General features: G+C 56.0%; 21 protein-coding genes. 7 read left to right on the plus strand and 14 right to left on the minus strand.

The genetic code is table 11. The features are described 5' to 3' along the window. Positions 1-105: 105 nt before the first annotated feature. From FNY10_RS02215 to nagB, 4 genes are all read right to left on the minus strand, one after another. On the minus strand, positions 106-858 hold the full coding sequence (locus FNY10_RS02215; protein ID WP_015584887.1) for an HAD-IIA family hydrolase: 753 nt from the start codon (positions 856-858) through the stop codon (positions 106-108). A 45-nt stretch (positions 859-903) separates the two neighbouring features. Next, a complete protein-coding gene (gene nagC, locus FNY10_RS02220) occupies positions 904-2,124 on the minus strand; it encodes a DNA-binding transcriptional regulator NagC (protein WP_100685683.1) in 1,221 nt (406 codons plus the stop codon). 7 nt (positions 2,125-2,131) lie between these two features. Then, on the minus strand, positions 2,132-3,280 hold the full coding sequence (nagA, locus tag FNY10_RS02225; protein WP_100685682.1) for an N-acetylglucosamine-6-phosphate deacetylase: 1,149 nt from the start codon (positions 3,278-3,280) through the stop codon (positions 2,132-2,134). A 128-nt stretch (positions 3,281-3,408) separates the two neighbouring features. Beyond that, positions 3,409-4,209 carry a glucosamine-6-phosphate deaminase gene (gene nagB, locus FNY10_RS02230; RefSeq protein WP_004859594.1) on the minus strand — a complete coding sequence of 267 codons (801 nt, stop codon included), beginning with the start codon at positions 4,207-4,209 and terminating at the stop codon, positions 3,409-3,411. Positions 4,210-4,522: 313 nt separating this feature from the next. Between nagB and nagE the strand changes: the two genes are divergently transcribed. From nagE to chiQ, 4 genes are all read left to right on the plus strand, one after another. Next, the gene (gene nagE / locus FNY10_RS02235; protein ID WP_141965096.1) at positions 4,523-6,541 is read left to right on the plus strand and encodes an N-acetylglucosamine-specific PTS transporter subunit IIBC; all 2,019 of its coding nucleotides are present in this window, start codon (positions 4,523-4,525) and stop codon (positions 6,539-6,541) included. 178 nt (positions 6,542-6,719) lie between these two features. Beyond that, positions 6,720-8,387 carry a glutamine--tRNA ligase gene (glnS, locus tag FNY10_RS02240; RefSeq protein WP_100685680.1) on the plus strand — a complete coding sequence of 556 codons (1,668 nt, stop codon included), beginning with the start codon at positions 6,720-6,722 and terminating at the stop codon, positions 8,385-8,387. Positions 8,388-8,838: 451 nt separating this feature from the next. Then, a complete protein-coding gene (chiP, locus tag FNY10_RS02250) occupies positions 8,839-10,242 on the plus strand; it encodes a chitoporin ChiP (protein WP_160702013.1) in 1,404 nt (467 codons plus the stop codon). A 47-nt stretch (positions 10,243-10,289) separates the two neighbouring features. Then, positions 10,290-10,622, plus strand: a complete 333-nt coding sequence (gene chiQ, locus FNY10_RS02255) for a ChiQ/YbfN family lipoprotein (RefSeq protein ID WP_141965095.1) — start codon at positions 10,290-10,292, stop codon at positions 10,620-10,622. A gap of 226 nt (positions 10,623-10,848) precedes the next feature. On the opposite strand, the gene fur is transcribed toward chiQ, so the two are convergent. The 4 genes from fur to ybfF all read right to left on the minus strand — a co-directional run bounded on the left by fur (position 10,849) and on the right by ybfF (position 13,474). Continuing rightward, complete coding sequence (fur, locus tag FNY10_RS02260; RefSeq protein WP_015584881.1) at positions 10,849-11,301, minus strand: ferric iron uptake transcriptional regulator; 453 nt, start codon at positions 11,299-11,301, stop codon at positions 10,849-10,851. 292 nt (positions 11,302-11,593) lie between these two features. Further along, complete coding sequence (fldA, locus tag FNY10_RS02265; protein WP_167686246.1) at positions 11,594-12,124, minus strand: flavodoxin FldA; 531 nt, start codon at positions 12,122-12,124, stop codon at positions 11,594-11,596. A gap of 149 nt (positions 12,125-12,273) precedes the next feature. After that, on the minus strand, positions 12,274-12,567 hold the full coding sequence (gene ybfE, locus FNY10_RS02270; protein WP_100685672.1) for a LexA regulated protein: 294 nt from the start codon (positions 12,565-12,567) through the stop codon (positions 12,274-12,276). 133 nt (positions 12,568-12,700) lie between these two features. Beyond that, positions 12,701-13,474: an esterase gene (ybfF, locus tag FNY10_RS02275; RefSeq protein WP_141965094.1), complete on the minus strand. Its 774-nt coding sequence runs from the start codon at positions 13,472-13,474 to the stop codon at positions 12,701-12,703. A gap of 183 nt (positions 13,475-13,657) precedes the next feature. Here ybfF and seqA point away from each other — a divergent pair, with 183 nt between their 5' ends. Next, complete coding sequence (seqA, locus tag FNY10_RS02280; protein ID WP_141965093.1) at positions 13,658-14,206, plus strand: replication initiation negative regulator SeqA; 549 nt, start codon at positions 13,658-13,660, stop codon at positions 14,204-14,206. 32 nt (positions 14,207-14,238) lie between these two features. Then, a complete protein-coding gene (gene pgm / locus FNY10_RS02285; protein WP_141965092.1) occupies positions 14,239-15,879 on the plus strand; it encodes a phosphoglucomutase (alpha-D-glucose-1,6-bisphosphate-dependent) in 1,641 nt (546 codons plus the stop codon). A 184-nt stretch (positions 15,880-16,063) separates the two neighbouring features. Here the strand turns inward: pgm and kdpE are convergent, their stop codons facing one another. The 6 genes from kdpE to kdpF form a co-directional block, all read right to left on the minus strand. Next, a complete protein-coding gene (gene kdpE, locus FNY10_RS02290; protein WP_160702563.1) occupies positions 16,064-16,741 on the minus strand; it encodes a two-component system response regulator KdpE in 678 nt (225 codons plus the stop codon). A 138-nt stretch (positions 16,742-16,879) separates the two neighbouring features. Further along, positions 16,880-19,567 (minus strand): two-component system sensor histidine kinase KdpD, encoded by a 2,688-nt coding sequence (gene kdpD, locus FNY10_RS02295; protein ID WP_100685668.1) that lies wholly within the window; start codon positions 19,565-19,567, stop codon positions 16,880-16,882. Between the two features lies 1 nt (position 19,568). After that, positions 19,569-20,144, minus strand: a complete 576-nt coding sequence (kdpC, locus tag FNY10_RS02300; protein ID WP_160702011.1) for a potassium-transporting ATPase subunit KdpC — start codon at positions 20,142-20,144, stop codon at positions 19,569-19,571. Positions 20,145-20,154: 10 nt separating this feature from the next. Beyond that, entirely contained in the window at positions 20,155-22,203 is a 2,049-nt protein-coding gene (gene kdpB, locus FNY10_RS02305) for a potassium-transporting ATPase subunit KdpB (protein ID WP_100685666.1), read from the minus strand. Between the two features lie 20 nt (positions 22,204-22,223). Then, the gene (gene kdpA / locus FNY10_RS02310; protein WP_160702009.1) at positions 22,224-23,903 is read right to left on the minus strand and encodes a potassium-transporting ATPase subunit KdpA; all 1,680 of its coding nucleotides are present in this window, start codon (positions 23,901-23,903) and stop codon (positions 22,224-22,226) included. Continuing rightward, positions 23,903-23,992, minus strand: a complete 90-nt coding sequence (kdpF, locus tag FNY10_RS26745) for a K(+)-transporting ATPase subunit F (RefSeq protein WP_015584874.1) — start codon at positions 23,990-23,992, stop codon at positions 23,903-23,905. Before kdpF ends, kdpA begins: the two co-directional genes overlap by 1 nt. A 308-nt stretch (positions 23,993-24,300) precedes the next feature. Here kdpF and FNY10_RS02320 point away from each other — a divergent pair, with 308 nt between their 5' ends. Then, positions 24,301-24,507, plus strand: a complete 207-nt coding sequence (locus FNY10_RS02320; protein WP_100685664.1) for a DUF2517 family protein — start codon at positions 24,301-24,303, stop codon at positions 24,505-24,507. Positions 24,508-24,584: the final 77 nt, after the last annotated feature.

A 24,584-nucleotide genomic window follows, 5' to 3' on the forward strand; every position in this document is an offset into this window, starting at 1 on the left:
AAGCAGCTTTATTGATGGATGTGCAGTGATTGGCTGTTTTTATTAGATGAGATTCTTTTTTCAGGCGCGATAAATGCAAAACCACGTCCCAGGACGTGGTTTTATTCAGAAAATATCAATTTCGGCAACCGACGGATAGATCCACGACGGCCGGAACGGCAGGCTGTCGATATCGTCGAGCGTCGATACGCCGGAGAGAACCAAAATGGTTTCCAGACCGGCCTGGAAACCCGCGAGGATATCGGTACGCAGGTTGTCGCCGACGATAACCGTCTGCTCGGAGTGCGCCTGCATCTTATTCAGCGCAGAGCGGATAATCCACGGGCTGGGTTTTCCCACGTAGAACGGCTTGCGGCCGGAGATTTTCTCAATTCCGGCGCAGAGAGCGCCGCAGGCCGGATAGAAGCCGCGACCGTGAGTATCCGGGTTGGTGGCAATAAAGCGCGCGCCGTTGGCGACAAAGAAGGCCGCTTTATGCATCATCTCCCAGTTAAAGGAGCGGGTTTCACCGACGATAACAAAATCCGGATTGACGTCGGTAATGGTAAAGCCGGCTTTATAAAGCTCGTGAATCAGCGCGCCTTCACCGACCACGTAGGCTTTCTTGCCTTCCTGGCGGCGCAGGAAATCAGCGGTGGCCATCGCGGAGGTATAAAAGGCGCTATCCGGCACGTCGATCCCGGCGGTCGCAAAGCGGTTTGCCAGGTCCTGCCCGGTCTGGGAAGGGTAGTTGGTCAACATCACCAACGGCATATCTTTCTCAAGAATGCGTTTGATAAATTCAGCAGCGCCCGGCACGGCCACATTGTCGTGCATCAGCACGCCGTCAATATCACAGATTACGTTTTGAATGGTCATGGACAGTCCGACATCGTTGAAGAAAGGCGAAACTATATAGCCGCGTTAGCTTTCCAGCAAACGCTGGAGCAGTATACCGTTGAGCATGGCGCGTTTCACCAGCGCAAAAGCGCCGATTGCGGAGCGGTGATCCAACGTGGAACGAACGACCGGCAGATTCTTGCGAAACGCCTTCAGTGCCTGAGCGTTAATGCAGCCAGCGATAGCGGGTAGCAGGACCTTTTCTGCTTCGACTATTTCGCCGGCGATCACCACTTTTTGCGGATTAAACAGGTTAATGGCGATAGCAATGGTTTTACCGAGGTGACGCCCCACATATTCGATGACTTCGCAGGCCAGGGCGTCGCCTTTATTGGCGGCTTTGCAGATGGCTTTGATCGTGCATTCGTCCGCGGTCAGTTTACTTTGGTAGCCCTGTTCAAGAAGGTGGCGCACGCGTTGTTCGATGGCCGCGTTGGCCGCGACGGTCTCAAGGCAGCCAAAATTGCCGCAGTGACAGCGTTCGCCCAGCGGGTCGACCTGAATATGGCCTATCTCGCCGACGTTGCCGTTACGGCCGATAAAAATACGGCCATTGGAGATGATTCCCGCGCCGGTGCCGCGATGGACGCGCACCAGAATAGAGTCTTCGCAATCTTGGCTCGCACCAAAGTAGTGCTCCGCCAGCGCAAGGCTGCGAATATCGTGACCCACAAAACAGGTGACTTTAAAGCGTTTTTCCAGTGCTTCAACCAGCCCCCAGTTCTCGACCTGAATATGCGGCATATAGCGAATCACGCCGCTTTCCGGGTCGACGAGCCCGGGTAAGATCACCGAGATAGCGATAAGTTCGCGGATCTTGCGCTGGCAGCTTTCAGTAAAGGTCGCAATGATGTTCAGCAGCGCATGCTCCAGCGTCTCCTGCGTACGTTCCGGCAGCGGGAAATGTTCTTCTTCCAGCGTCTTGCTGCTTAAATCATACAGGGTCAGGGTCGCGTCGTAGCGGCCAAGGCGCACGCCGATAGCATGGAAGTTGCGGGTTTCCGCAATAATCGAGATGGCGCGGCGGCCTCCGGTAGAGGCCTGCTGATCGACTTCTTTGATCAGCCCGCGTTCAATCAGTTGACGCGTGATTTTCGTCACGCTGGCAGGGGCAAGCTGGCTTTGTTCCGCAATCTGAATGCGTGAAATGGGGCCGTGCTGGTCAATGAGCCGATACACGGCCGCGCTGTTCAGCTGTTTTACGAGATCAACGTTACCAATTTGAGCATGTCCGCCTGCTGTCATTCTTTACTTACTCAGTGACGACCTCGTTACCATTAACGATGGTCTTGATGATTTTATAATCGCGGGTGAAGGCGGTCAGGTTAGCGACCATTCCCGGTGCGATGCTGCCGAGCTGTTTCTCTACGCCAATGGCGCGCGCGGGGTAGAGGGTTGCCATACGCAACACTTCGTCCAGCGCGATACCGCAATGTTCGACGAGATTGCGCACACCTTCAATCATGGTCAGCGAAGAACCGCTGAGGGTACCATTTTCATCCACGCACAGCCCGTTCCGGTAGTATATTGTTTTACCGGCAAAAATGAACTGGTCAATATGCGCGCCCGCCGGAGCGGTGGCGTCAGTGACGAGGCACAGCTTGTCGCCTTTCAGGCGTTTTGCATTGCGCACGTTAGCATAATCAACGTGCATACCGTCGACGATAATACCGCAGTAAACATCCGGCTCGTCGAAAATCGCACCAGCCAGGCCCGGCTCACGCCCGGTAATATACGGCATGGCGTTGTACAGATGGGTGGCGAAGGTGATGCCCGCGCGAAAACCGATTTTCGCTTCTTTCAGCGTGGCGTTGGAGTGGCCTGCGGAAACCACGATCCCGGCAGCCACCAGTTTACGAATCACCTCGCTACTGACGCGCTCAGGGGCGAGCGTCACTTTGGTTATCACATCGGCATTTTCACACAGAAAATCGACCAGCGCCGCGTCCGGCAGGCGAACGTAGTCCGGGTTGTGCGTGCCCTTTTTCACCATGTTCAGCCACGGGCCTTCAAGGTGCAGACCCAGCGCCTGGTTCGGATGTTTTTGCAGGTACTCGCGCATGACGCGCACGCCCTGTTTCATCAAATCATCGCTGGAGGTAATCAGCGTCGGCAGATAGCTGGTACAGCCAGAACGTTCGTTGGCCTTCTGCATAATTTCCAGCGTTTCGACGGTGACGGCGTCGGGGCTGTCGTTAAACTGCACGCCGCCACAGCCGTTCAGCTGCACGTCGATAAAACCGGGGGCAAGAACGGCGCCATTGACCGAGCGTTGCTCAATCTCAGACGGCAAATCAGCCAGTGAACAGATACGTTCGATAAGGCCATCAGCGATGATAATCGCATGGTCATCCAGAATTTCATGACCGGTATAAATCCGGCCTTGGGTTAATGCATACATTACGACCCCCGGTTCACACACGCTCTGCGGCAGGCTGGCTTCTACAGGGTTGAACTGATACCGCCTGGCAGAGCTGGTGTAGCAAAAAAATGAAATGTCCCGCGGAGAGGCCGCAGGACGAGACTACCTTACAGCCCTTTGACGTTTTCGGCTTCTAATTCATTGAAGTATTTCAATGTCTTCACTTTCAGTTCCATGGTGGACGGCTCGTCGCAGACGATAACCGCTTTCGGGTGCAGCTGCAGACAGGTAATGGTCCACATATGGTTGACATTACCTTCAACCGCCGCCTGCAGTGCCAGCGCTTTCTGGTGACCCAGTACCAGAATCATCACTTCTTCCGCATCCAGCAGGGTGCCCACACCTACGGTCAGCGCATATTTCGGCACCAGATCCACGTCGCCGTCGAAGAAGCGGGAGTTTGCCACGCGGGTTTCATGAGTCAGGGTTTTAATACGGGTGCGGGAGGCCAGTGAAGAGGCGGGTTCGTTGAACGCGATATGCCCGTCATTGCCGACGCCGCCCATAAACAGGTTGATTTTACCGTAGGAGCGGATTTTTTCTTCGTAACGACGACATTCTGCATCAATATCTGGCGCATTGCCGTTCAGCAGGTTAATGTTTTCTGCCGGAATATCAACGTGATCAAAGAAGTTACGATGCATGAAGCTATGATAGCTTTCCGGATGCTCTTTCGGCAGACCAACGTATTCGTCCATGTTGAAGGTCACAACATGTTTAAAGCTAACCTGGCCTGATTTGTGCATTTCAACCAACGCTTTGTAAGCGGTCAGAGGCGTACCACCGGTAGGCAGACCCAGGACAAACGGACGGTCCGCTGTCGGTTTGAACGCGTTAATGCGGTTAACGATGTGGCGAGCGGCCCATTTGCCGACTTGTTCAGCGGTTACCAGGGGGATCAGTCTCATTCTTCACCTCTATAGTTAAATTAGAACCTGGCGGATTGGCGCCGGCATACTATTAAGAGTATTACAGTGACTACGACCAGCGGGGTCAATCCGTGTTGATTTTTTGAATGATAAAATAAGTTTTCGATGTTAGCCAGCCGAAGGGAGGGGTTAATACGATATTTGGTGATTATAGTCACAAAAAGTACGCATTTAATTTGCGATACGAATTAATTTTCCACACACTTTGCAAGTAAGTTAAAAAACCAACCTGGTTACACAATAAAAAAGTGGCTTTGAATGAGCCTTATCGGGGTCTCATAGGGGGAATAAAGTGAGCATTCTAGGTTATCTGCAAAAGGTTGGCCGCGCGCTTATGGTGCCGGTCGCCACGCTGCCGGCGGCAGCGATATTAATGGGTGTCGGTTACTGGATTGACCCGGTAGGCTGGGGTGGAAGCAACGCGCTGGCAGCGTTCTTCATTAAATCCGGTTCCGCGATCATCGACAATATGTCCGTACTATTCGCCATTGGTGTGGCTTATGGTATGTCCAAAGATAAAGACGGCGCTGCGGCGCTAACCGGCTTTGTGGGCTTCCTCGTGTTGACCACGCTCTGCTCTCCGGCTGCGGTTTCCATGATCCAGAAGATTCCGGCGGATCAGGTTCCTGCGGCATTCGGTAAGATCAGCAACCAGTTCGTGGGCATCCTCGTGGGGATCATTTCCGCAGAGCTGTATAACCGCTTCAGCGGTGTTGAACTGCCAAAAGCGCTCTCCTTCTTTAGCGGTCGCCGTCTGGTGCCGATTCTCACCTCCTTTGTGATGATCGCTGTCGCGTTCATCATGATGTACATCTGGCCGGTTATCTTCGACGGTCTGGTGAACTTCGGTGAGCATATCCAGAAGCTGGGGTCTGTCGGTGCGGGTGTGTATGCGTTCTTTAACCGTCTGCTCATTCCGGTCGGTTTGCACCACGCGCTCAACTCGGTGTTCTGGTTTGACGTTGCCGGTATTAACGATATTCCTAACTTCCTCGGCGGCGCGCAGTCTATCGAAGCAGGCAAAGCGGTTGTGGGTATCACCGGTCGTTACCAGGCGGGCTTCTTCCCGATCATGATGTTTGGTCTGCCGGGGGCGGCGCTGGCTATCTACCACTGCGCGCGTCCTGAGAACAAGGCGAAAGTGCTGGGTATTATGATGGCGGGTGCTTTTGCTGCCTTCTTTACCGGGATCACCGAACCGCTGGAATTCTCCTTCATGTTCGTTGCCCCGGTGCTGTATGTCATTCACGCCGTGCTGACCGGTATTTCGGTCTTCATCGCTGCCAGCATGCACTGGATTGCCGGTTTCGGCTTCAGCGCCGGTCTGGTGGATATGGTACTGTCGTCCCGTAACCCGCTGGCAACCCACTGGTATATGCTGATCCCGCAGGGGCTGGTCTTCTTCGTTATTTACTACGTGATCTTCCGCTTCACCATTACCAAATTCAACCTGATGACCCCGGGTCGCGAACTGGCCGTTGCCGGTAGCGAAGCGGATGGTCAGGATGTGAATGTCAGCAGTGGCAAAGAGCAGGATGTGACGGGTCTGGCACGTCAGTACATCGCCGCCGTCGGCGGTTCTGACAACCTGACCGGTATCGATGCGTGCATCACCCGTTTGCGTCTGAACGTTAAGGACTCTTCGCTGGTGAACGAAGCGCTGGCGAAACGTCTGGGCGCATCTGGCGTGATTCGCCTGAACAAAACGAGCGTACAGATTATTGTCGGCTTCGTGGCGGAAAAAATCGCTAACGCGATGAAAACGACGGGGCCGGTAGCCGCGGCAGAAGGTCACGCTGCGCCCGCCGCCGCTCCGACGGCAAAACCGCAGGCCGTGGCTAACGCCAAAACCATCGCGGCGCTGGTATCGCCGATTACCGGTGATATCGTTGCGCTGGAGCAGGTGCCTGATGAAGCCTTCGCCAGCAAAGCAGTCGGCGATGGCGTGGCGGTGAAACCGACCGACAAAACCGTCGTGGCTCCGGCTGCGGGTACCGTCGTGAAGATCTTCAATACCAACCACGCGTTCTGTCTGGAAACCGAAAATGGCGCGGAAATCGTCGTCCATATGGGTATCGACACCGTGGCGCTGAACGGCCAGGGCTTCAAACGTCTGGTTGAAGAAGGCGCAGAAGTGCAAGCCGGTCAGCCGATTCTGGAAATGGATCTGGAATTCCTGAATGCCAATGCCCGTTCAATGATCAGTCCGGTCGTGTGCAGCAACAGCGACGATTACAGTGCGCTGGTGATTCAGGCAACCGGTAAGGTTGTGGCAGGCCAGACGCCGCTGTATGAGATTAAAGGCAAATAAGGCTCCTGAGTCATGTTTATGCCTGAGCGGCGGGGGGAAACCTCCGCCGCTTTTTTTTGGCGCATCGGACCCCATAATCTTCTTCAGATACGTATTTTCAGTAACTAATAGTTGTCTCAACGCCCCGCTTGTAAGATCATGTGCCGTTATACGTTGTTTAAGCTTTGAGGAACCCACGATGAGTGAGGCAGAAGCCCGCCCGACTAACTTTATTCGTCAGATCATCGATGAAGATCTGGCTACTGGTAAGCACACCACCGTTCATACTCGCTTCCCGCCGGAACCGAACGGTTATCTGCACATTGGCCATGCGAAGTCTATTTGCCTGAATTTTGGTATTGCTCAGGATTACCAGGGCCAATGCAACCTGCGTTTCGATGACACCAACCCGGTGAAAGAAGATATCGAATACGTAGAGTCGATTAAAAACGACGTGCAGTGGTTAGGTTTCCACTGGTCCGGGGATGTTTGCTACTCATCTGATTATTTTGACCAGCTGCACCAGTATGCCGTTGAGCTGATCAACAAAGGCCTGGCCTATGTTGACGAACTGTCGGCGGATGAAATTCGCGAATACCGCGGTTCGCTGAAAGCGCCGGGTAAAAACAGCCCGTATCGCGATCGCAGCGTGGAAGAGAACCTGGCGCTGTTTGAAAAAATGCGTGCCGGTGGTTTTGAAGAGGGTAAAGCCTGCCTGCGCGCCAAAATCGATATGGCTTCGCCGTTTATCGTCATGCGCGATCCGGTGCTGTACCGCATTAAATTTGCCGATCATCATCAGACCGGCAGCAAGTGGTGCATCTATCCGATGTACGACTTCACGCACTGCATTAGCGATGCGCTGGAAGGCATTACGCACTCCCTGTGTACCCTGGAGTTCCAGGATAACCGCCGTCTGTATGACTGGGTGCTGGACAACATCAGCATCCCTGTTCACCCGCGCCAGTACGAATTCTCGCGTCTGAATCTCGAATATACCGTGATGTCCAAGCGTAAGCTGAATCAGCTGGTTACCGAGAAGCACGTGGAAGGCTGGGATGATCCGCGTATGCCGACCATTTCCGGTTTGCGTCGTCGTGGCTATACCGCTGAGTCCATCCGCGAGTTCTGCAAGCGCATTGGCGTGACCAAGCAGGACAACACCATTGAGATGGCATCGCTGGAATCCTGCATCCGCGAAGATCTCAATGAAAACGCGCCGCGCGCCATGGCCGTTATCGACCCGGTTAAGCTGGTCATCGAAAACTACCCGCAGGGCGAAAGCGAAAGGGTGACGATGCCGAATCACCCGAATAAACCGGAGATGGGCAGCCGCGAAGTACCGTTTAGCGCTGAGATCTGGATTGACCGCGCCGACTTCCGTGAAGAGGCGAATAAGCAGTACAAGCGTCTGGTGCTGGGTAAAGAAGTGCGCCTGCGTAACGCCTACGTGATCAAGGCCGAGCGCGTAGAGAAGGATGCCGAAGGCACCATCACCACCATTTTCTGTACCTATGACGCCGATACGTTGAGCAAAGATCCTGCCGATGGCCGCAAGGTGAAGGGCGTTATCCATTGGGTCAGCGCGGCGCACGCGCTGCCGGTGGAAATTCGGCTGTACGATCGTCTGTTCAGCGTGCCGAATCCGGGGGCGGAAGAAGACTTCCTGGCGGTGATGAACCCTGAATCGTTGGTGATCAAGCAGGGCTTCGCCGAGCCGAGCCTGGCCGCTGCGGAGGCCAGCAAGGCTTATCAGTTTGAGCGTGAAGGTTATTTCTGTCTCGATAGCCGCTATGCAACCGCAACGCATCTGGTGTTTAACCGCACCGTTGGCCTGCGTGATACCTGGGCTAAAGCCGGCGAGTAACTTTTTCGTCGCGGCCCGGCCGTCGTTTCTGAGTAAAAACGCCGCATTTCGCGGCGTTTTTTTTATCCTGAAATCAGTGGATTAAGTTGGTTATTTTCGCGATGCGAATTAATCTTGTTTGCTGTGTGTCATCTCTGCCAGACCTGCCACTCCTCCCCCTGCGACATAAAACGGCTGTAAGCGCTTTCATTCTCAATTTTCTTTCTATTTAGTAATTACTTACGATGAAAGAGTATGAGGGGAAGTGTTGTTACAAAAAGAAATAGAATATGTGCGCTTTGTCATAATCTTAAGTTTTGATCGGCGAAAGAGATTGATAATTCGCGTCACGAAAAATAGTCTATCAACAGTGGTTATGCGGTTTTTATCGCTCCACTTTTCGCAGTCTTATTTATTTTTTCGCGGCTTGCCTTTGGCACCGCGTTTTTAAAACGTCAAAGAGGATATGCACATGCGTACGTTTAGTGGCAAACGTAGTACGCTGGCGTTGGCTATTGCCGCCGTCACCGCGATGTCGGGCTGGATCGCTGTTCCGCAGGCCAGCGCAGCAGGTTTTATTGATGATTCCACTTTAACCGGCGGCATCTATTACTGGCAGCGTGAGCGCGACCGGAAGGATGTGACCGACGGCGATAAATACAAAACCAACCTTTCCCATTCGACCTGGAACGCCAATCTGGATTTCCAGTCCGGCTATGCCGCTGATATGTTTGGTATTGACGTGGCTGCCTTCACCGCGATTGAAATGGCGGAAAGCAGCGAAAGCGCTCACCCGAACGAAATTGCCTTCTCCTCGAAGAATAAAGCCTACGACGAAGATTACTCTGGCGATAAGAGCGGGATCAGCCTGTATAAAGCGGCGGCGAAATTTAAATATGGCCCGGTATGGGCTCGCGGCGGTTATATCCAGCCAACCGGGCAAACGCTGCTGGCTCCGCACTGGAGTTTTATGCCGGGCACTTACCAGGGGGCTGAAGCCGGGGCTAACTTTGATTACGGTGATGCCGGCGCGCTGAGTTTCTCCTATATGTGGACCAACGAATACAAAGCGCCATGGCACATCGAGATGGATAATTTCTACCAGAACGACAAGAAAACCAAAGTCGATTATCTACACTCACTGGGCGCCAAATACGATTTTAAAAATGACCTCGTGCTGGAAGCGGCGTTTGGTCAGGCTGAAGGTTATATCGACCAGTATTTTGCCAAGGCCAGCTACAAATTTGATATCGCGGGTACGCCGTTAAACACCAGCTACCAGTTCTACGGCACGCGTGACAAAGTCAGTAACGGCGGTGCGAACGATATCTACGACGGTACCGCCTGGCTGCAGGCGCTGACTTTTGGCTACAAGGTCGCTGACGTCCTCGATCTGCGTCTGGAAGGCACCTGGGTGAAAGCTGAAGGCCAGCAGGGCTACTTCCTGCAACGTATGACCCCGACCTATGCCTCTTCTAACGGTCGTCTTGATATATGGTGGGATAACCGTTCTGACTTCAACGCCAACGGTGAAAAAGCGATCTTCTTCGGCGCGATGTATGACATGAAAAACTGGAATATGCCGGGCTGGGCGTTTGGAGCGTCTTACGTCTACGCATGGGATGCCAAACCGGGCAGAATGTCCACGCCGGACGCCTACTACAATCCGGACAAACGTCTGGAAGAGTCCGCGTATAGCCTCGATGCGATGTACACCGTACAGGACGGCCGGGCAAAAGGAACGCTGTTTAAACTGCACTTTACCCAATACGACAACCACTCCGATATCCCGAGCTGGAGCGGTGGCTATGGCAACATCTTCCAGGATGAGCGTGACGTGAAGTTCATGGTTATCGCTCCGTTCACTATTTTCTGATGCCGCTGCGGCAGATGTAAATCTGCCGCAAACCTGAGAGGTTAATTATGAAGAAGCTATTGCTCATCGCGGTTATGGCATCGGGTCTGGTTGCCTGCACGCAGGCTCCCGCGCCGAAGGAAGATTCGAAACTAAAAGAGGCTTATAGCGCCTGTATCAATACGGCAGAAGGGAACCCGGACAAGGTTCAGGCCTGCCAGAGCGTTCTGGACGTGCTGAAAGAAGAGAAACAGCATCAGGCGTTTGCCAACCAGGAAAGCGTGCGCGTTCTTGATTACCAACAGTGTATTCAGGCGACCCGTACCGGTAATGATCAGGCGGTGAAAGCGCGTTGCGATCGCATCTGGAAAGGGATTCGCAGCAACAACACGACGAAATAAAACGGACGACAGAGTGAAAACGGGCGGAGCATTATCTTCGCCCGTTGGCGTTTCAGCGTTGATGTTCCGCCGGTTGATAAGTGCAGCGCGCATCAACCACCATCCCAGGGGGTAAGACGGAATGCGGTAACGTCAACTCGCGTACGAGGGTAGGGGGCGCGGCAGATTTCGCGCATAAAAAAAGCCAACCGTCAGGTTGGCTTTTTGCGGTTCACGCGGTGGGAAATTACTTTTCCAGCGCGTCGTGTGCATGTTCATCTTCACGGCAGTCGCCTTCCGCACAGTGACCGTAAAGGTACAGACTGTGGTTGGTCAAACGGATGCCATGACGGTGGGCGATTTCACGCTGACGCGCTTCGATAGACTCATCGCTGAATTCGATCACTTTGCCACAATCGAGGCAAATAAGGTGATCGTGATGATGCTGCTGGGTCAGTTCGAAAACAGATTTACCGCCTTCGAAGTTGTGACGAGTCACAATGCCCGCATCATCAAACTGGTTCAGCACGCGATAAACAGTAGCGAGACCGATCTCTTCACCCATGTCGATCAGGCGCTTGTATAAATCTTCCGCACTGACGTGATGGTTATCCGGTTCCTGCAGGACTTCCAGGATTTTTAATCGAGGAAGTGTGACTTTCAGGCCAGCCTTCTTTAATGCGGTATTGTTGTCAGTCATGCGGAATCTGTCCTGTTGCTAAACGATCTACTTCCATCAGCGGAAGTAATACAGAGAATCACCCGATGCAATGCGTCTCATTATAGAACTGCTGTCGTCAAATGAAAACTGCAAGTATCGGGCCTTGTATGCTGTCAAAAACGAGGCCCCAGCTACAAACTGCGTCACCTGACCTCGTTAAATCAGAGGACATTGTACAGATATGTGATTAAAAGTTAAAAACTTGTAGCTATTTGTTTGATTGCTTCTATCTATTAATGCGGCGAAACTTTACGGTAACGCCGCACAATCATCAGGCATTTTTAATTTCTTCGAGGTGCAGTTCTTCAGAGACCTGCTTAACCCACTGGCTTACGCGTTCGTTGGTCAATTCCGGCTGGCGGTCTTCATCGATAGCCAGACCGACGAAGTGATCGTCATCCGCCAGGCCTTTAGAGGCTTCAAAATGATAGCCCGCTGTCGGCCAGTGGCCAACGATGGTGGCGCCGCGCGGCTCAACGATATCGCGAATGGTGCCCAGCGCGTCGCAGAAGTATTCCGCGTAGTCTTCCTGATCGCCGCAGCCAAACAGCGCAACCAGTTTACCGTTAAAGTCGACCTCTTCCAGCGTCGGGAAAAAATCATCCCAGTCGCACTGAGCTTCACCGTAGTACCAAGTCGGAATGCCGAGCAGCAGGATGTCGTAGGCTTGCAGATCTTCTTTGCTGCTCTTGGCAATGTCGTGAACATCAGCAACATCTTTACCAAGCTGCTTCTGAATCATTTTTGCAATATTCTCGGTGTTGCCCGTGTCGCTGCCAAAAAAGATGCCGATGATTGCCATGAGTAAAATAACCTCTTGAAACTTAATGATGTGGTAGTGGCGTAATGCCCGCAGATAACGGCAATCATAGCAGAACAGGGGAGGGCGCGGAAACAGCAATCACGCCCGACTGCACACTCTGCTACATGAAAGTGTTTTTTTGAGGATTTTCAGGCTTTATCACCGCCGTGCAGAGTTGCCAGCTGGTTCATCAGCATCTCTTCGATCAAATCGCTGCGGTTCATATTGCGAGCTTCCGCCAGTTCGTTGAGCGCATCAACCGCCTCAGCGTTGAGTTTTAACTCCACACGCTTCAGGCCGCGAACTTTGTCGCGTTTGAGCTGATTGCGTTTGTTTATGCGCAGTTGTTCATCGCGCGAAAGCGGATTGGTCTTTGGTCTACCCGGGCGACGCTCGGTTGCGAACAAATCTAATGTCGTACGGTCCGTTTGTTCTTTTGCCATGATTCAGAGTGACTTCGGGGAAACAAGTTGCCGGGCTATAGCCGACACAGATAGCGCGCCATAATACATCAGGCGAACCGCTGCGCCAACGACCGCGGGCATTCTGCAGCGCGGTCGGGCAGTTTTTAGCCAGTTAAGCCTGCAAAGCGGTCAGATAGCGACGAATGGCGCGCAGGACGGCTTCCGGTTTCTCCGCGTGCACCCAGTGACCGGCGCCGGCAATGACGTGCGCCCGCGCCTGGGGGAACTGCGCGAGCAGGGGATCGCGATAGTCGTCGGTGACGTAGGGAGAGTTGCCGCCCGGAATGAACAGCGTCGGATGGGGCCAGGCGGGAACCGTTTGCCAGCCGACGATATGTGGATATTGATCCCATAATACCGGCACGTTAAAGCGCCACTGGCCGTCCACGAAGGATTTCAGCAGAAACTGAATCACGCCTTCTTCCTGTAGATGTTCACGCATCACCGCGGCGGCCTGCTGACGGGACGCGGCGCCGGCGTCGGTGACGGCATTGATGGCGTTGAAAATTTCATCATGACGGCGCACGTGGTATTCCACCGGGGCAATATCAATGGCGACCAGACCAGCGATGCGCTCCGGCGCCAGCGCGGTGAGCGCCATGACCGCTTTTCCCCCCATCGAATGACCGATAAAAGTGGCTTTCTCTATCTGCCGATCGTCAAGCGTATCGACCAGATCCTGCGCCATCGCCGCGTAGGTCATTTCCGGCGAACGGGGAGAGAGACCGTGGTTACGCATATCAACCTGCAGAATATCGTAGTCGGCCACCAGGTCGCGGGCGAGGATGCCCAGGTTGTCGAGACTACCAAACAGACCGTGAACCAGGACAACAGGGGAATTATTGTGCGGATTTTGTGCAGATTGCGTGCGGCTATTTAATTTCATGGCAAAGTTCTTTTTTTCGCTTCGTCGGGTTAGGGTATTATGTTGGACATTCTGCCATCCGGCTGCAAGACCCAGAGCTCTCTGAGTTTTACCGCCATCCTGGTTTGACGCTATCCGCGGTCAGGATTTGTCCTTATAATCCTGACAACTTGTATTCAGAATAAGATATCGCACTGGATTAAGATGAAAACAATTGAAGTTGATGATGATCTCTATCGCTATATTGCCAGCCACACCCAGCATATTGGCGAGAGTGCATCCGACATTTTACGGCGCATGCTGAAATTTTCTGCCGTTTCCCAGACTGCCGCACCGGTCGTAAAAGCCGCTCCGGCACCGGCGGCGACGCCTGCCGTCGAAGCGAAGCCCGCGAATCCGGCGAAAGATAAAGTCCGCGCGATGCGCGAACTGCTGTTATCTGATGAATACGCCGAACAAAAACGCGCGGTGAACCGCTTTATGCTGGTCCTGACTACGCTGTACTCCTTAGATAACAAAGCATTTGCTGAGGCCACCGAGTCTCTGCACGGGCGCACTCGCGTTTATTTTGCCGAAGATTCACGGATTCTGCTAAAAAGTGGTAACCAGACCAAACCAAAACAGGTTCCTGGTACGCCGTGGTGGGTTATCACCAATACCAATACCGGTCGTAAGTGCAGCATGATCGAACACATCATGCAGTCAATGCAGTTCCCAGCGGAATTAATTGAGAAGGTCTGCGGCACTATCTAGTTTTATTCACCTTGCATCAGAAGGATCAGGCAATGGCAATCGATAAGCGTGCGGGTCAGCCTGCACAACAGAGTGATTTGATTAACGTCGCTCAGCTGACTGCACAGTACTATGTACTGAAGCCGGAAGCGAGCAACGCGGAGCATGCGGTGAAGTTTGGCACCTCTGGCCATCGTGGCAGTGCAGGGCGCCATAACTTCAATGAGCAGCATATTCTGGCAATCGCTCAGGCGATTGCTGAAGACCGCGCGAAGAACGGGATTACCGGCCCTTGCTACGTGGGTAAAGATACCCATGCGCTCTCCGAGCCAGCCTTTATTTCGGTTCTGGAAGTGCTGGCAGCCAACGGCGTTGATGTTATCGTGCAGGAAAACAACGGTTTTACTCCGACGCCGGCCATTTCCAATGCCATCCTGGTGCACAACAAAAAAGGCGGTCCGCTGGCGGACGGCATCGTGATTACACCGTCCCACAACCCGCCGGAAGATGGCGGTATCAAGTACAACCCGCCGAACGGCGGCCCGGCTGATACCAACGTCACCAAAGTGGTCGAGAACCGTGCCAACGAACTGCTGGCCTCGGGTCTGCAGGGCGTCAAGCGCATCTCCCTCGATGCGGCGCTGGCATCCGGTCATGTCAAAGAACAGGATCTGGTGCAGCCGTTTATCGAAGGGCTGGCGGATATCGTCGACATGGCGGCGATTCAGAAAGCCGGCCTGAAGCTCGGCGTCGATCCGTTGGGGGGTTCCGGTATCGAATACTGGAAACGCATTGCTGAGTACTACAAACTCGATCTGACTATCGTCAACGATCACGTCGATCAAACCTTCCGCTTTATGCACCTCGATAAAGACGGCGCCATTCGCATGGACTGCTCATCTGAGTGTGCGATGGCAGGGCTGCTGGCGCTGCGCGATAAGTTCGATCTGGCTTTTGCTAACGATCCGGATTATGACCGCCACGGTATCGTCACTCCGGTGGGGCTGATGAACCCGAACCACTATCTGGCGGTGGCGATTAACTACCTGTTCCAGCATCGTCCGCAGTGGGGCCAGAATGTCGCCGTTGGTAAGACGCTGGTCTCCTCCGCGATGATCGATCGCGTGGTTAACGACCTGGGCCGCAAGCTGGTGGAAGTGCCGGTGGGCTTTAAATGGTTTGTTGACGGCCTGTTCGACGGCAGCTTCGGTTTTGGCGGTGAAGAGAGCGCGGGCGCCTCGTTCCTGCGTTTTGACGGCACTCCGTGGTCGACCGACAAAGACGGTATCATCATGTGTCTGCTGGCGGCAGAAATCACCGCCGTCACCGGTAAAAACCCGCAGCAGCACTACGACGAACTGGCTGCCCGCTTCGGCGCGCCGAGCTATAACCGTCTGCAGGCTTCGGCGACTTCCGCACAGAAAGCGGCGCTGTCTAAGCTGTCGCCGGAAATGGTCAGCGCCAGCCAGCTGGCCGGCGATCCGATCACCGCACGTCTGACCGCCGCGCCGGGCAACGGCGCATCGATTGGCGGCCTGAAAGTGATGACCGACAACGGCTGGTTCGCCGCGCGTCCGTCAGGTACGGAAGACGCTTACAAGATCTACTGCGAGAGCTTCCTGGGGGAAGAACATCGTAAGCAGATCGAGAAAGAAGCGGTGGAAATCGTCAGCGAAGTGCTGAAAAACGCCTGAGTCCGGTAAAACGGACAGCCATTCTCAGGTGATTATCGCCCCTTTCAGGCGCGGTTGAGCCTGTAGAGTAGCGAAAAGGGCTCCATGCCAGCATGGAGCCCTTTTTTTATTGCGGCATTCATCCATTCGCTGCTGTCTTCCTTCTGATATCTGCGGAGTCAGCAGGATGGCGACAGGCGTCGCGCTACGGCATAAACCGATAGCCGATCCCCGTTTCGGTCAGTAAATGCTGCGGGCGCGCCGGATCGGCCTCCAGCTTTTGCCGCAGGTGCCCCATATAAATGCGTAAATAATGGCTGTGTTCCACCGCATTGGGCCCCCACACCTGATTGAGCAGCTGGCGCTGGGTGAGGACCTTACCGGGATTATTTAACAGCACTACCAGCAGACGAAATTCAATCGGCGTCAGATGGAGCTCATCGTCGCCGCGTACGATGCGGCGGGCAGGAATATCGACTTCAATATCGGCGAAGCGCACCAGCGGTTCGTCGGCCTGCGCGCCGGCATGTCGGCGCATCGCGACGCGCAATCGCGCCTGCAGCTCGCCAATACCAAAGGGTTTACTGAGATAGTCATCGGCGCCGGCGTCAAGCGCGGTAATTTTATCGTGCTCCTCGGTGCGGGCCGACAGCACGATAATCGGCATCTGACTCCACTGGCGCACGCCGCGAATAAACTCATTGCCGTCGCCATCGGGTAGCCCGAGATCGAGAATGACCACATCAGGTTTGCGGGTTGCGGCTTCAATAAGACCCCGCTGCAGGGTATCGGCTTCAAATACGCGCATGCCGTCGGCTTCCAGCGCAGTGCGCAGAAAGCGGCGGATAGCATGTTCATCTTCAATAATCAGTACGTTTATCACCCGTTCTTCCCGTTCAGACAGATAGGACACTCTCCTTCACAAACGTCCGGAACGCGGCTGACGCCTCAACCGCAGACTCTGGCGCCAGCCTGGGCTGGCGTATAGCTGCGCGTCTCGGGGCATTCCGCCGGGGCGGCGTTATGCCGCTCCGCTCCATTCATCCAGTTCCGGGGCCGTTTCCCTGGGGAGTGTAACACGGAAGCAGGCACCGCCTTCCGGTCGCGTATGGGCGCCGATCGTACCGCCGTGCACTTCAACGATCGCGCGACAGATGGCCAGACCCAGCCCGACGCCAGGGATCGCCGACTCTTTATGCCCGCGGGCGAATTTATCAAAGATAGCCTGTTCCTGGCCTGCCGGGATCCCGGGGCCATTATCCCATACCTCTAAGCGCAGTTGCCGCTCATCTGCCTGCGCCGCAATACCGATCTGCGCCTGCGAACCGGCATACTTCAGCGCATTCTCCAGAAGATTAATCAGCACCCGCTCAAACAGCGGGCCGTCGACGTGAACCAGCAGCAGTGGATCGGGCAGCGTCAGCTGAATATGCTGCCCGCCGAGGCCCGGTTCCAGCATCCGCAGGGCGCTGCCGATCACCTCTTCGAGCGTCAGCCACTCTTTATGCAAGTTAAATCCGCCGGACTGAATACGCGCCATATCCAGCAGATTATTAACCAGCCGGGTCGTATTCAGCACGTGCTGGCGAATTTCATTGGCCTGCGGAGCATGCTTCGAGCCTTCGCTGGCCAGGTCGAGCGTCAGAATTTCCGCCTGCCCGAAGAGCACGGTCAACGGCGTGCGCAAATCATGGGAGAGCGCCGCCAGCAGCGAGTTGCGCAGACTTTCCCGCTCGCTGTTGAGCCGGGCCTGCTCTTCGCTGGCGGTGAGGGTCAGCCGCTCCAGCGCGCTGGCGACCAGTAGCGTAAAGGTTTCCAGCAGGCGCTGCTGTTCCGGAATCATCAGCTGACGCAGGTTTTCGGGTTCCACTATCAGCAGCCCCCAGGTCCGGGCGGCGCTTTTCAGCGGTAAGATTTGATAGGGGACGCCCGGCAGCGTATCGGTACCGGCGCCAGCGGGCTGGCCCTTATCGAAGCTCCAGCGGGCGATGGCATCGTCCCACGAGGTCAGTCCCGGCTGGTGGGTGAGCGGGTGCAGTTTACCGCTACTGTCGGGGAGCAGCAGCTGCCCGCGGGCCTGGAACGTGGAGGCGATAAAGCGCTCGCTGGTCGCGGCAATGTCATCCTCGCTGCGCCCGACCGCCAGCGCTTTTGACATCTCATACAGATGGCGGGTGCGTTGCTCGCGATAGCGCGCCACGCGGGCCTGATAGCGGACGCCGGCGGTGAGATTCCCGATCAGCAGACCGACGGTCAGCATGACGCCAAAGGTCAGCAGGTATTGTACGTCGGAAACCGCCAGCGTACCGCGCGGTGACACAAAGAACAGGTCGAAGCTGACCACGTTGATAACCGTCGCCAGCACCGACGGCCAGCGGCCGTATAGCAGCGCGATAATCACCACGCCAAGCAGGTAGAGCATCACCAGGTTGGCGGCTTCAAAGGCCACCAGCCACTGCATCGCCACCAGCGTAATGACCGCGCAGAGCGCCAGCGCCACGAAGCAGCCCTGGATTTGCAAGCGCCACTTCTCGATGGCGGTACGGCTATCGCTGGCCCGCGTGGGCAGCGGGGCGCTTTTTTCATCAAGGGCGATAACCACCAGATCGAGGTCGGGCGCGTCGCGCGCCAGGCGATCGGCGAATCCGCTGCGGCTCCACCAGCGGCGTTTTCCCTGGCGGCCGATGACGATTTTGCCCAGATTATGCTCGCGGGCGTAGTGCAGTACGGCTTTCTCTTCCGACGGGTCAGAGAGCGTGGCCGTTTCCGCCCCTAACTCCTGAGCGAGCCGCAGGGCGGCCAGGATAGCGCGCCGTTTGGCTTCCGGCAGGCGGTGCAGGGAGGGGGTTTCGACGTAAACCGCATGCCAGATGCTGCCGAATCGCGCGGCCAGGCGCGCGGCGGCGCGCACCAGTTTTTCACTGCCGGTATTATGGCCGATGCACAGCAGCAGGGTGTCGCGGGTATGCCAGACTTTCTCCTGCCCCTGACGGTCGCGCCAGGCGCGCATCTGTTCATCGACCCGATCGGCGGTCCGACGCAGAGCCAGTTCACGCAGGGCAATCAGGTTTCCCTTGCGGAAAAAGTTTTCGATGGCCCGCTCCGCCTGACCGCCGATATAGACCTTGCCCTCATTCAGGCGCTGACGGAGATCGTCAGGAGGCAGGTCGACCAGCACCACGTCGTCGGCGGCGTCAAAAAAGGGATCGGGGACGGTTTCGCGCACCTGCACGCCGGTAATCCCGCTGACGACATCATTCAGGCTTTCGAGGTGCTGGACGTTCACGGTGGTAAACACGTCGATACCGGCATCGAGAAGCTCTTCGACATCCTGCCAGCGTTTGGGATGGCGCGAGCCTGGCGCGTTGCTGTGCGCCAGCTCATCCACCAGAATCAGCGCTGGTCGGCGCGCCAGCGCGGCGTCGAGATCGAACTCATGGACATAGCGTCCGCGATGAGAGAAGCGGCGCTGGGGGAGGGTGCTGAGCCCGTCCAGCATCGCCGCGGTCTCTTTGCGACCGTGGGTTTCCGCCACGCCAATCAGAATATCCAGCCCCTGGGCGCGCAGCCGCTGCGCTTCCGCCAACATGGCCCAGGTTTTACCGACGCCCGCACAGGCGCCAAAGAACACTTTTAGCTTGCCGCGATGCGGCTCGCCGGTATGTTGCAACAGGCGGTCCGGGTCCGGGCGCAGCGGCTCGTCACTCATTTTACTTATCCTTCAGGGCATCCAGCGCCATATTCAGTTGCACTATATTTACCACAGGCTGGCCGAGAAAACTGACCAGCGGCGTTTGCGTCGCGTCATTCACCAGACGGGTGACTTGCGCAATACTCAGATTACGGGCCTTCGCGACGCGCGGCACCTGCCAGAGCGCTGCCGTCGGCGTGAGGTTATTATCCAGCCCGCTTGCCGAGGTTGTCACCAGCTCAACCGGAACGCGCGGATTTGCTTCCGGGTTGGCGAGACGTAGCGCCTGCACGCGTTCGCTGACGGCCTTATCCAGCGCCGGGTTGCTGACGGCCAGATTACTGCCGCCGGAGGCGAGCGGATTGTACGGCGTGTCAGCGGTCGCCGAAGGGCGCCCCTGGAAATAGCTCGCTGCGGTAAAATTCTGGCCAATCAGGCTGGAACCGCGGACTTCGCCGGCGATGCGGATCAGTGAGCCGTTTGCCTGCTGCGGGAACCACCACTGCCCAAGCGCCGTCGTCAGCAGCGGATAGACGCCGCCGGTGAGGAGCGTTAACAGAATAAATAGCACAAGTGCCGGTCGAATGAATGACATGGTATGTTCCTCACAGCAGCCCGGTCAGGGTCAGTAACAGATCGATAGCTTTAATGCCGATAAACGGCACCAGCAGCCCGCCCAGGCCATAAACCCACAGATTACGGCGCAGCATGGCTGAAGCCGACAGCGGGCGATAGCTCACGCCCTTCAGCGCCAGCGGGATCAGGAAGATGATGATCAGCGCGTTAAAGATAACCGCGCTCAGAATCGCCGAGGCAGGCGAGTGCAGGTGCATGACGTTGAGCATCGCCAGCTGCGGGTAAACGGCGGCAAAGGCGGCCGGAATAATGGCAAAGTACTTCGCCACGTCGTTGGCAATACTGAAGGTGGTCAACGACCCACGGGTCATCAGCATTTGCTTACCGATATGCACCACTTCGATCAGTTTGGTCGGGTTGGAGTCGAGGTCCACCATGTTGCCCGCCTCTTTTGCCGCCTGGGTACCGGAGTTCATCGCCACCGCGACATCGGCCTGAGCCAGCGCCGGGGCATCGTTGGTACCGTCGCCGGTCATCGCCACCAGACGACCTTCGGACTGGTACTGACGGATCAGCGCCAGTTTGGCTTCTGGCGTCGCTTCGGCAAGGAAATCATCGACGCCCGCTTCGGCGGCAATCGCCGCCGCGGTCAGGCGGTTATCGCCGGTAATCATGACCGTTTTAATGCCCATCTTACGCAGCTGAGCGAAGCGCTCCTTAATCCCGCCTTTAACAATATCTTTCAGCGAAATGATCCCCAGCACGCGTTTGCCTTCCGCGACCACCAGCGGCGTCGCCCCCTGGCGGGCGACATCTTCCACCTGTTTGTCGACGTCCGCCGGGAAGTGGCCGCCGTTGGCCTCGACATGGCGACGAATCGCGTCGACGGAGCCTTTGCGGATCATTCGCCGATCGATATTAATCCCGCTCATGCGCGTCTGGGCGGTGAAGGGAACGAAGGTCGCATGCAGCGACTGCAGATCCCGCTCGCGCAGGTTGAAGCGCTGTTTTGCCAGCACCACGATGCTGCGGCCTTCCGGCGTTTCATCGGCCAGAGATGAGAGCTGGGCGGCATCGGCAAGGGTTTTTTCTTCGACGCCTTCCGCTGGTAAAAACGCCGAGGCCTGGCGGTTACCGAGGGTAATCGTACCGGTTTTATCCAGCAGTAAGACGTCAACGTCGCCCGCGGCTTCTACCGCGCGTCCGCTGGTGGCGATAACGTTGGCGCCCAGCATGCGGCTCATCCCGGCGACGCCGATCGCCGACAGCAGCCCGCCGATGGTGGTCGGAATCAGGCATACCAGCAGCGCCACCAGTACCGTCACGCTGACCGCATTGCCGCTCCAGGCGGAGAATGGCCAGATGGTGGCGGTCGCCAGCAGGAACACCAGCGTGAGGGCGATGAGCAGAATCGTCAGCGCAATTTCATTCGGCGTTTTGCGGCGCTGGGCGCCTTCGACCATGGCGATCATCCGATCAAGGAAGGTTTCCCCAGGGTTGACGCTACAGCGGATCACCAGCCAGTCAGAAAGAATGCGCGTCCCGCCGGTGACCGATGCAAAGTCACCGCCGGATTCGCGGATCACCGGCGCCGATTCACCGGTGATGGCGCTTTCGTCCACCGAGGCACCGCCTTCAATAACTTCCCCGTCGCAGGGAATGATATCGCCAGCTTCCACCAGCACCACATCGCCTTTGCGTAAATCCTCGGCCGGAATATGGTCGACAGGCGCATCATGCTGCGGCGCGCGCAGCTTGCGAGCAAAAGCGGTTTTTTTCACCCCTTTCAGACTGTTGGCCTGCGCTTTGCTGCGGCCTTCTGCCATGGCTTCGGCGAAGTTGGCGAACAGCACGGTAAACCACAACCAGATACTCACGGCGGCGGTAAAAGCGGCGCTGCCGGCGAGATGCCCGCTGGCCATCGCCACGGCCAGCAGCGTGGTTATCAGGCTACCGATCCAGACGATGAACATCACCGGGTTGCGCCACTGTACCGTCGGGCTCAGTTTTTTCACGGCATCCAGCAGCGCCTGGCGCACCAGCGTCGGTTCGAGCAGGGCTAATTGTTTGCGACTCATAACAGGGTGCTCCGCATCACTTAAAGTAAGGAGAAGTGTTCCGCCAACGGGCCGAGCGCCAGGGCAGGAATAAAGGTCAGGGCGCCAACCAGCAGCACGGTACCGATCAGCAGACCGATAAACAGCACATCATGGGTGGCAAGGGTGCCGGAACTGGTCGGCTGGATCTTTTTACTCACCAGAGAACCGGCGATAGCCATTACCGGCACGATGACCGCAAAACGGCCGAGCAGCATGCAAAACGCCAGCAGCAGGTTCCAGAATGGCGTGGCCGCGTTGAGGCCGGCGAAGGCGCTGCCGTTGTTATTGGCGGCGGACGTGACGGCATACAGCACTTCGCTAAAGCCGTGCGCTCCCGGATTAAACATCCCCGCGCGTCCGGCCTCGGTCATCATCGCCAGCGCGCTACCCAGCAGCACCAGAGTGGGCGTCACGAGGATGGCGAGGGCGATCATTTTCATTTCGCGTACATCTATCTTCTTACCGAGATATTCCGGCGTCCGGCCAATCATCAGCCCGGCGATAAATACTGCCAGCATGACAAACAGCAGCATGCCGTACAGACCCGAGCCCACGCCGCCGAAGACCACTTCGCCTATTTGCATCAGCCACATGGGAACCATGCCGCCCAGCGCAGTAAAGGAGTCGTGCATGGCATTGACCGCGCCGCAGGAGGCGGCGGTGGTGATAACCGCGAACAGGCTGCTGGTCAGAATGCCAAAGCGGCTCTCTTTACCTTCCATATTCCGGCTGCTGTCCGCCCCCAGTTGCAACAGGTGCGGGTTACCGTGGGTTTCTGCCCACATCACCACCGCCACGCAGACGATAAAGATCAGCGTCATTGCCCACAGGATGGCGTGTCCCTGGCGGCGGTCGCCGACGACGTCGCCAAAGGCAAAGCACAGTGCGGCCGGGATCAAAAACATCGCCAGCATTTGCACTATGTTGCTCAGCGCCGTCGGGTTTTCAAACGGGTGCGATGAGTTGGCGTTAAAGAACCCGCCGCCGTTAGTACCCAGCATTTTGATCGCTTCCTGCGAGGCGACCGGCCCCATTGGCAGCGACTGATGCACCCCTTCCAGCGAGGTGAAGGCCTGATACGGCAGGAAATTTTGTGGCACGCCTTGCTGAATAAAGAACACCGCGATCAGCAGTGACACCGGCAGCAGCAGCCATAGGGTAATGCGGGTGAGATCGACCCAGGCGTTACCCAGAGTACTGACCTGCTGGCGAGACCAGGCGCGGGTGAAGGCAAAAATCACCGCGATACCGGTGGCCGCCGAGAGGAAGTTTTGCACCGTCAGACCGGCCATCTGGCTGAGGTAGCTGAGGGTACTTTCTCCGGCATAGGACTGCCAGTTGGTGTTGCTGACGAAACTCACCGCCGTATTCAGCGCCAGCTCCCATGACAGGCCGGGAAGATGCTGAGGGTTGAGCGGCAGTGCGCCCTGAGACATCAGCAGGGCGAACAGCACCACCAGCCCCACGCCATTAAACAGCAGAATGGCGAGCAGATACTGGCGCCAGTTCATCTCCTGTGAACCGATCCCCGAGATCCGCCAGATGCCGCGCTCAATGCCGGCAAGCCCCGGTAGCGGGGTATCGGCGATCATTCTGGCCAGCAACGTCCCCGTCAGGCGAGCCAGCACCATCAGCAGCAGCAGAAAACTGGCGATAAGTAAGAATCCTTGTGCGGCCATCAGAATGCCTCCGCGTTTATCAGGGCATAGACCAAATAGGCCAGCAACAGGAATACCAGCGCCACGCCAGCAATTACGCCTGCACTCACAATCCACCTCCGGGTGTCTTTACGATTTACCTGGAGGATAGAAATTCGCGTGCAAAGATTTTGCAAAAATCAGAACGGGGGGTGTAAAAAAAGTATAAAAATCACTAAAACCACAAATTAACCAATGATTAGTATTAATTTAACTTTTTTGTAACTCAATTACCGGATGAATGTAAATAAAGGCAAAATGAGCCGTTTTTAGTGGTCGGATGAGTAGTAAAATTACAGCCAAAGCGGTATTATTTTAGCCAGAAAGACATTGACACTTTACCGGCGTCGCTTGCCGGCCTGACTAAGGGAGAGAAATTATGGCGTTGTATAAAACTTATCCGACTCACGTTATCTTTTTACGTCGTGCTTTCGCCGTCGTGGCTGGCGTGGCAGCACTTCCGGTGATGCTGTTGTGGAAAGACCGGGCCCGCTATTACAGCTGGCTGCATCGGGTATGGGCAAAAACCAGCGAACAGCCGGTGTGGATGGCGCAGGCTGAAAAAGCCGCCGCCGATTTTTACTGACAGCCATCGCCCGACTGCATAACCGCCGGTTCTCCGGCGGTTTTTTTTTTTGCCCGCTTAGACGAGCTCTGCTTGCG

Source organism: Klebsiella sp. Lac1, assembly GCF_009825425.1.
Classification (GTDB): domain Bacteria; phylum Pseudomonadota; class Gammaproteobacteria; order Enterobacterales; family Enterobacteriaceae; genus Klebsiella; species Klebsiella electrica.

Excerpts from the sequence above, each read along its gene's own strand:
- FNY10_RS02215 (WP_015584887.1), bottom strand. The coding sequence starts at position 858 with ATGACCATTCAAAACGTAATCTGTGATATTGACGGCGTGCTGATGCAC.
- glnS (WP_100685680.1), top strand. The coding sequence starts at position 6,720 with ATGAGTGAGGCAGAAGCCCGCCCGACTAACTTTATTCGTCAGATCATC.
- ybfF (WP_141965094.1), bottom strand. The coding sequence starts at position 13,474 with ATGAAATTAAATAGCCGCACGCAATCTGCACAAAATCCGCACAATAAT.
- FNY10_RS02320 (WP_100685664.1), top strand. The coding sequence starts at position 24,301 with ATGGCGTTGTATAAAACTTATCCGACTCACGTTATCTTTTTACGTCGT.
- chiP (WP_160702013.1), top strand. The coding sequence starts at position 8,839 with ATGCGTACGTTTAGTGGCAAACGTAGTACGCTGGCGTTGGCTATTGCC.
- pgm (WP_141965092.1), top strand. The coding sequence starts at position 14,239 with ATGGCAATCGATAAGCGTGCGGGTCAGCCTGCACAACAGAGTGATTTG.
- nagC (WP_100685683.1), bottom strand. The coding sequence starts at position 2,124 with ATGACAGCAGGCGGACATGCTCAAATTGGTAACGTTGATCTCGTAAAA.
- kdpC (WP_160702011.1), bottom strand. The coding sequence starts at position 20,144 with ATGTCATTCATTCGACCGGCACTTGTGCTATTTATTCTGTTAACGCTC.
- ybfE (WP_100685672.1), bottom strand. The coding sequence starts at position 12,567 with ATGGCAAAAGAACAAACGGACCGTACGACATTAGATTTGTTCGCAACC.
- fur (WP_015584881.1), bottom strand. The coding sequence starts at position 11,301 with ATGACTGACAACAATACCGCATTAAAGAAGGCTGGCCTGAAAGTCACA.
- fldA (WP_167686246.1), bottom strand. The coding sequence starts at position 12,124 with ATGGCAATCATCGGCATCTTTTTTGGCAGCGACACGGGCAACACCGAG.
- kdpB (WP_100685666.1), bottom strand. The coding sequence starts at position 22,203 with ATGAGTCGCAAACAATTAGCCCTGCTCGAACCGACGCTGGTGCGCCAG.
- seqA (WP_141965093.1), top strand. The coding sequence starts at position 13,658 with ATGAAAACAATTGAAGTTGATGATGATCTCTATCGCTATATTGCCAGC.
- nagB (WP_004859594.1), bottom strand. The coding sequence starts at position 4,209 with ATGAGACTGATCCCCCTGGTAACCGCTGAACAAGTCGGCAAATGGGCC.
- chiQ (WP_141965095.1), top strand. The coding sequence starts at position 10,290 with ATGAAGAAGCTATTGCTCATCGCGGTTATGGCATCGGGTCTGGTTGCC.
- nagA (WP_100685682.1), bottom strand. The coding sequence starts at position 3,280 with ATGTATGCATTAACCCAAGGCCGGATTTATACCGGTCATGAAATTCTG.
- kdpD (WP_100685668.1), bottom strand. The coding sequence starts at position 19,567 with ATGAGTGACGAGCCGCTGCGCCCGGACCCGGACCGCCTGTTGCAACAT.
- kdpA (WP_160702009.1), bottom strand. The coding sequence starts at position 23,903 with ATGGCCGCACAAGGATTCTTACTTATCGCCAGTTTTCTGCTGCTGCTG.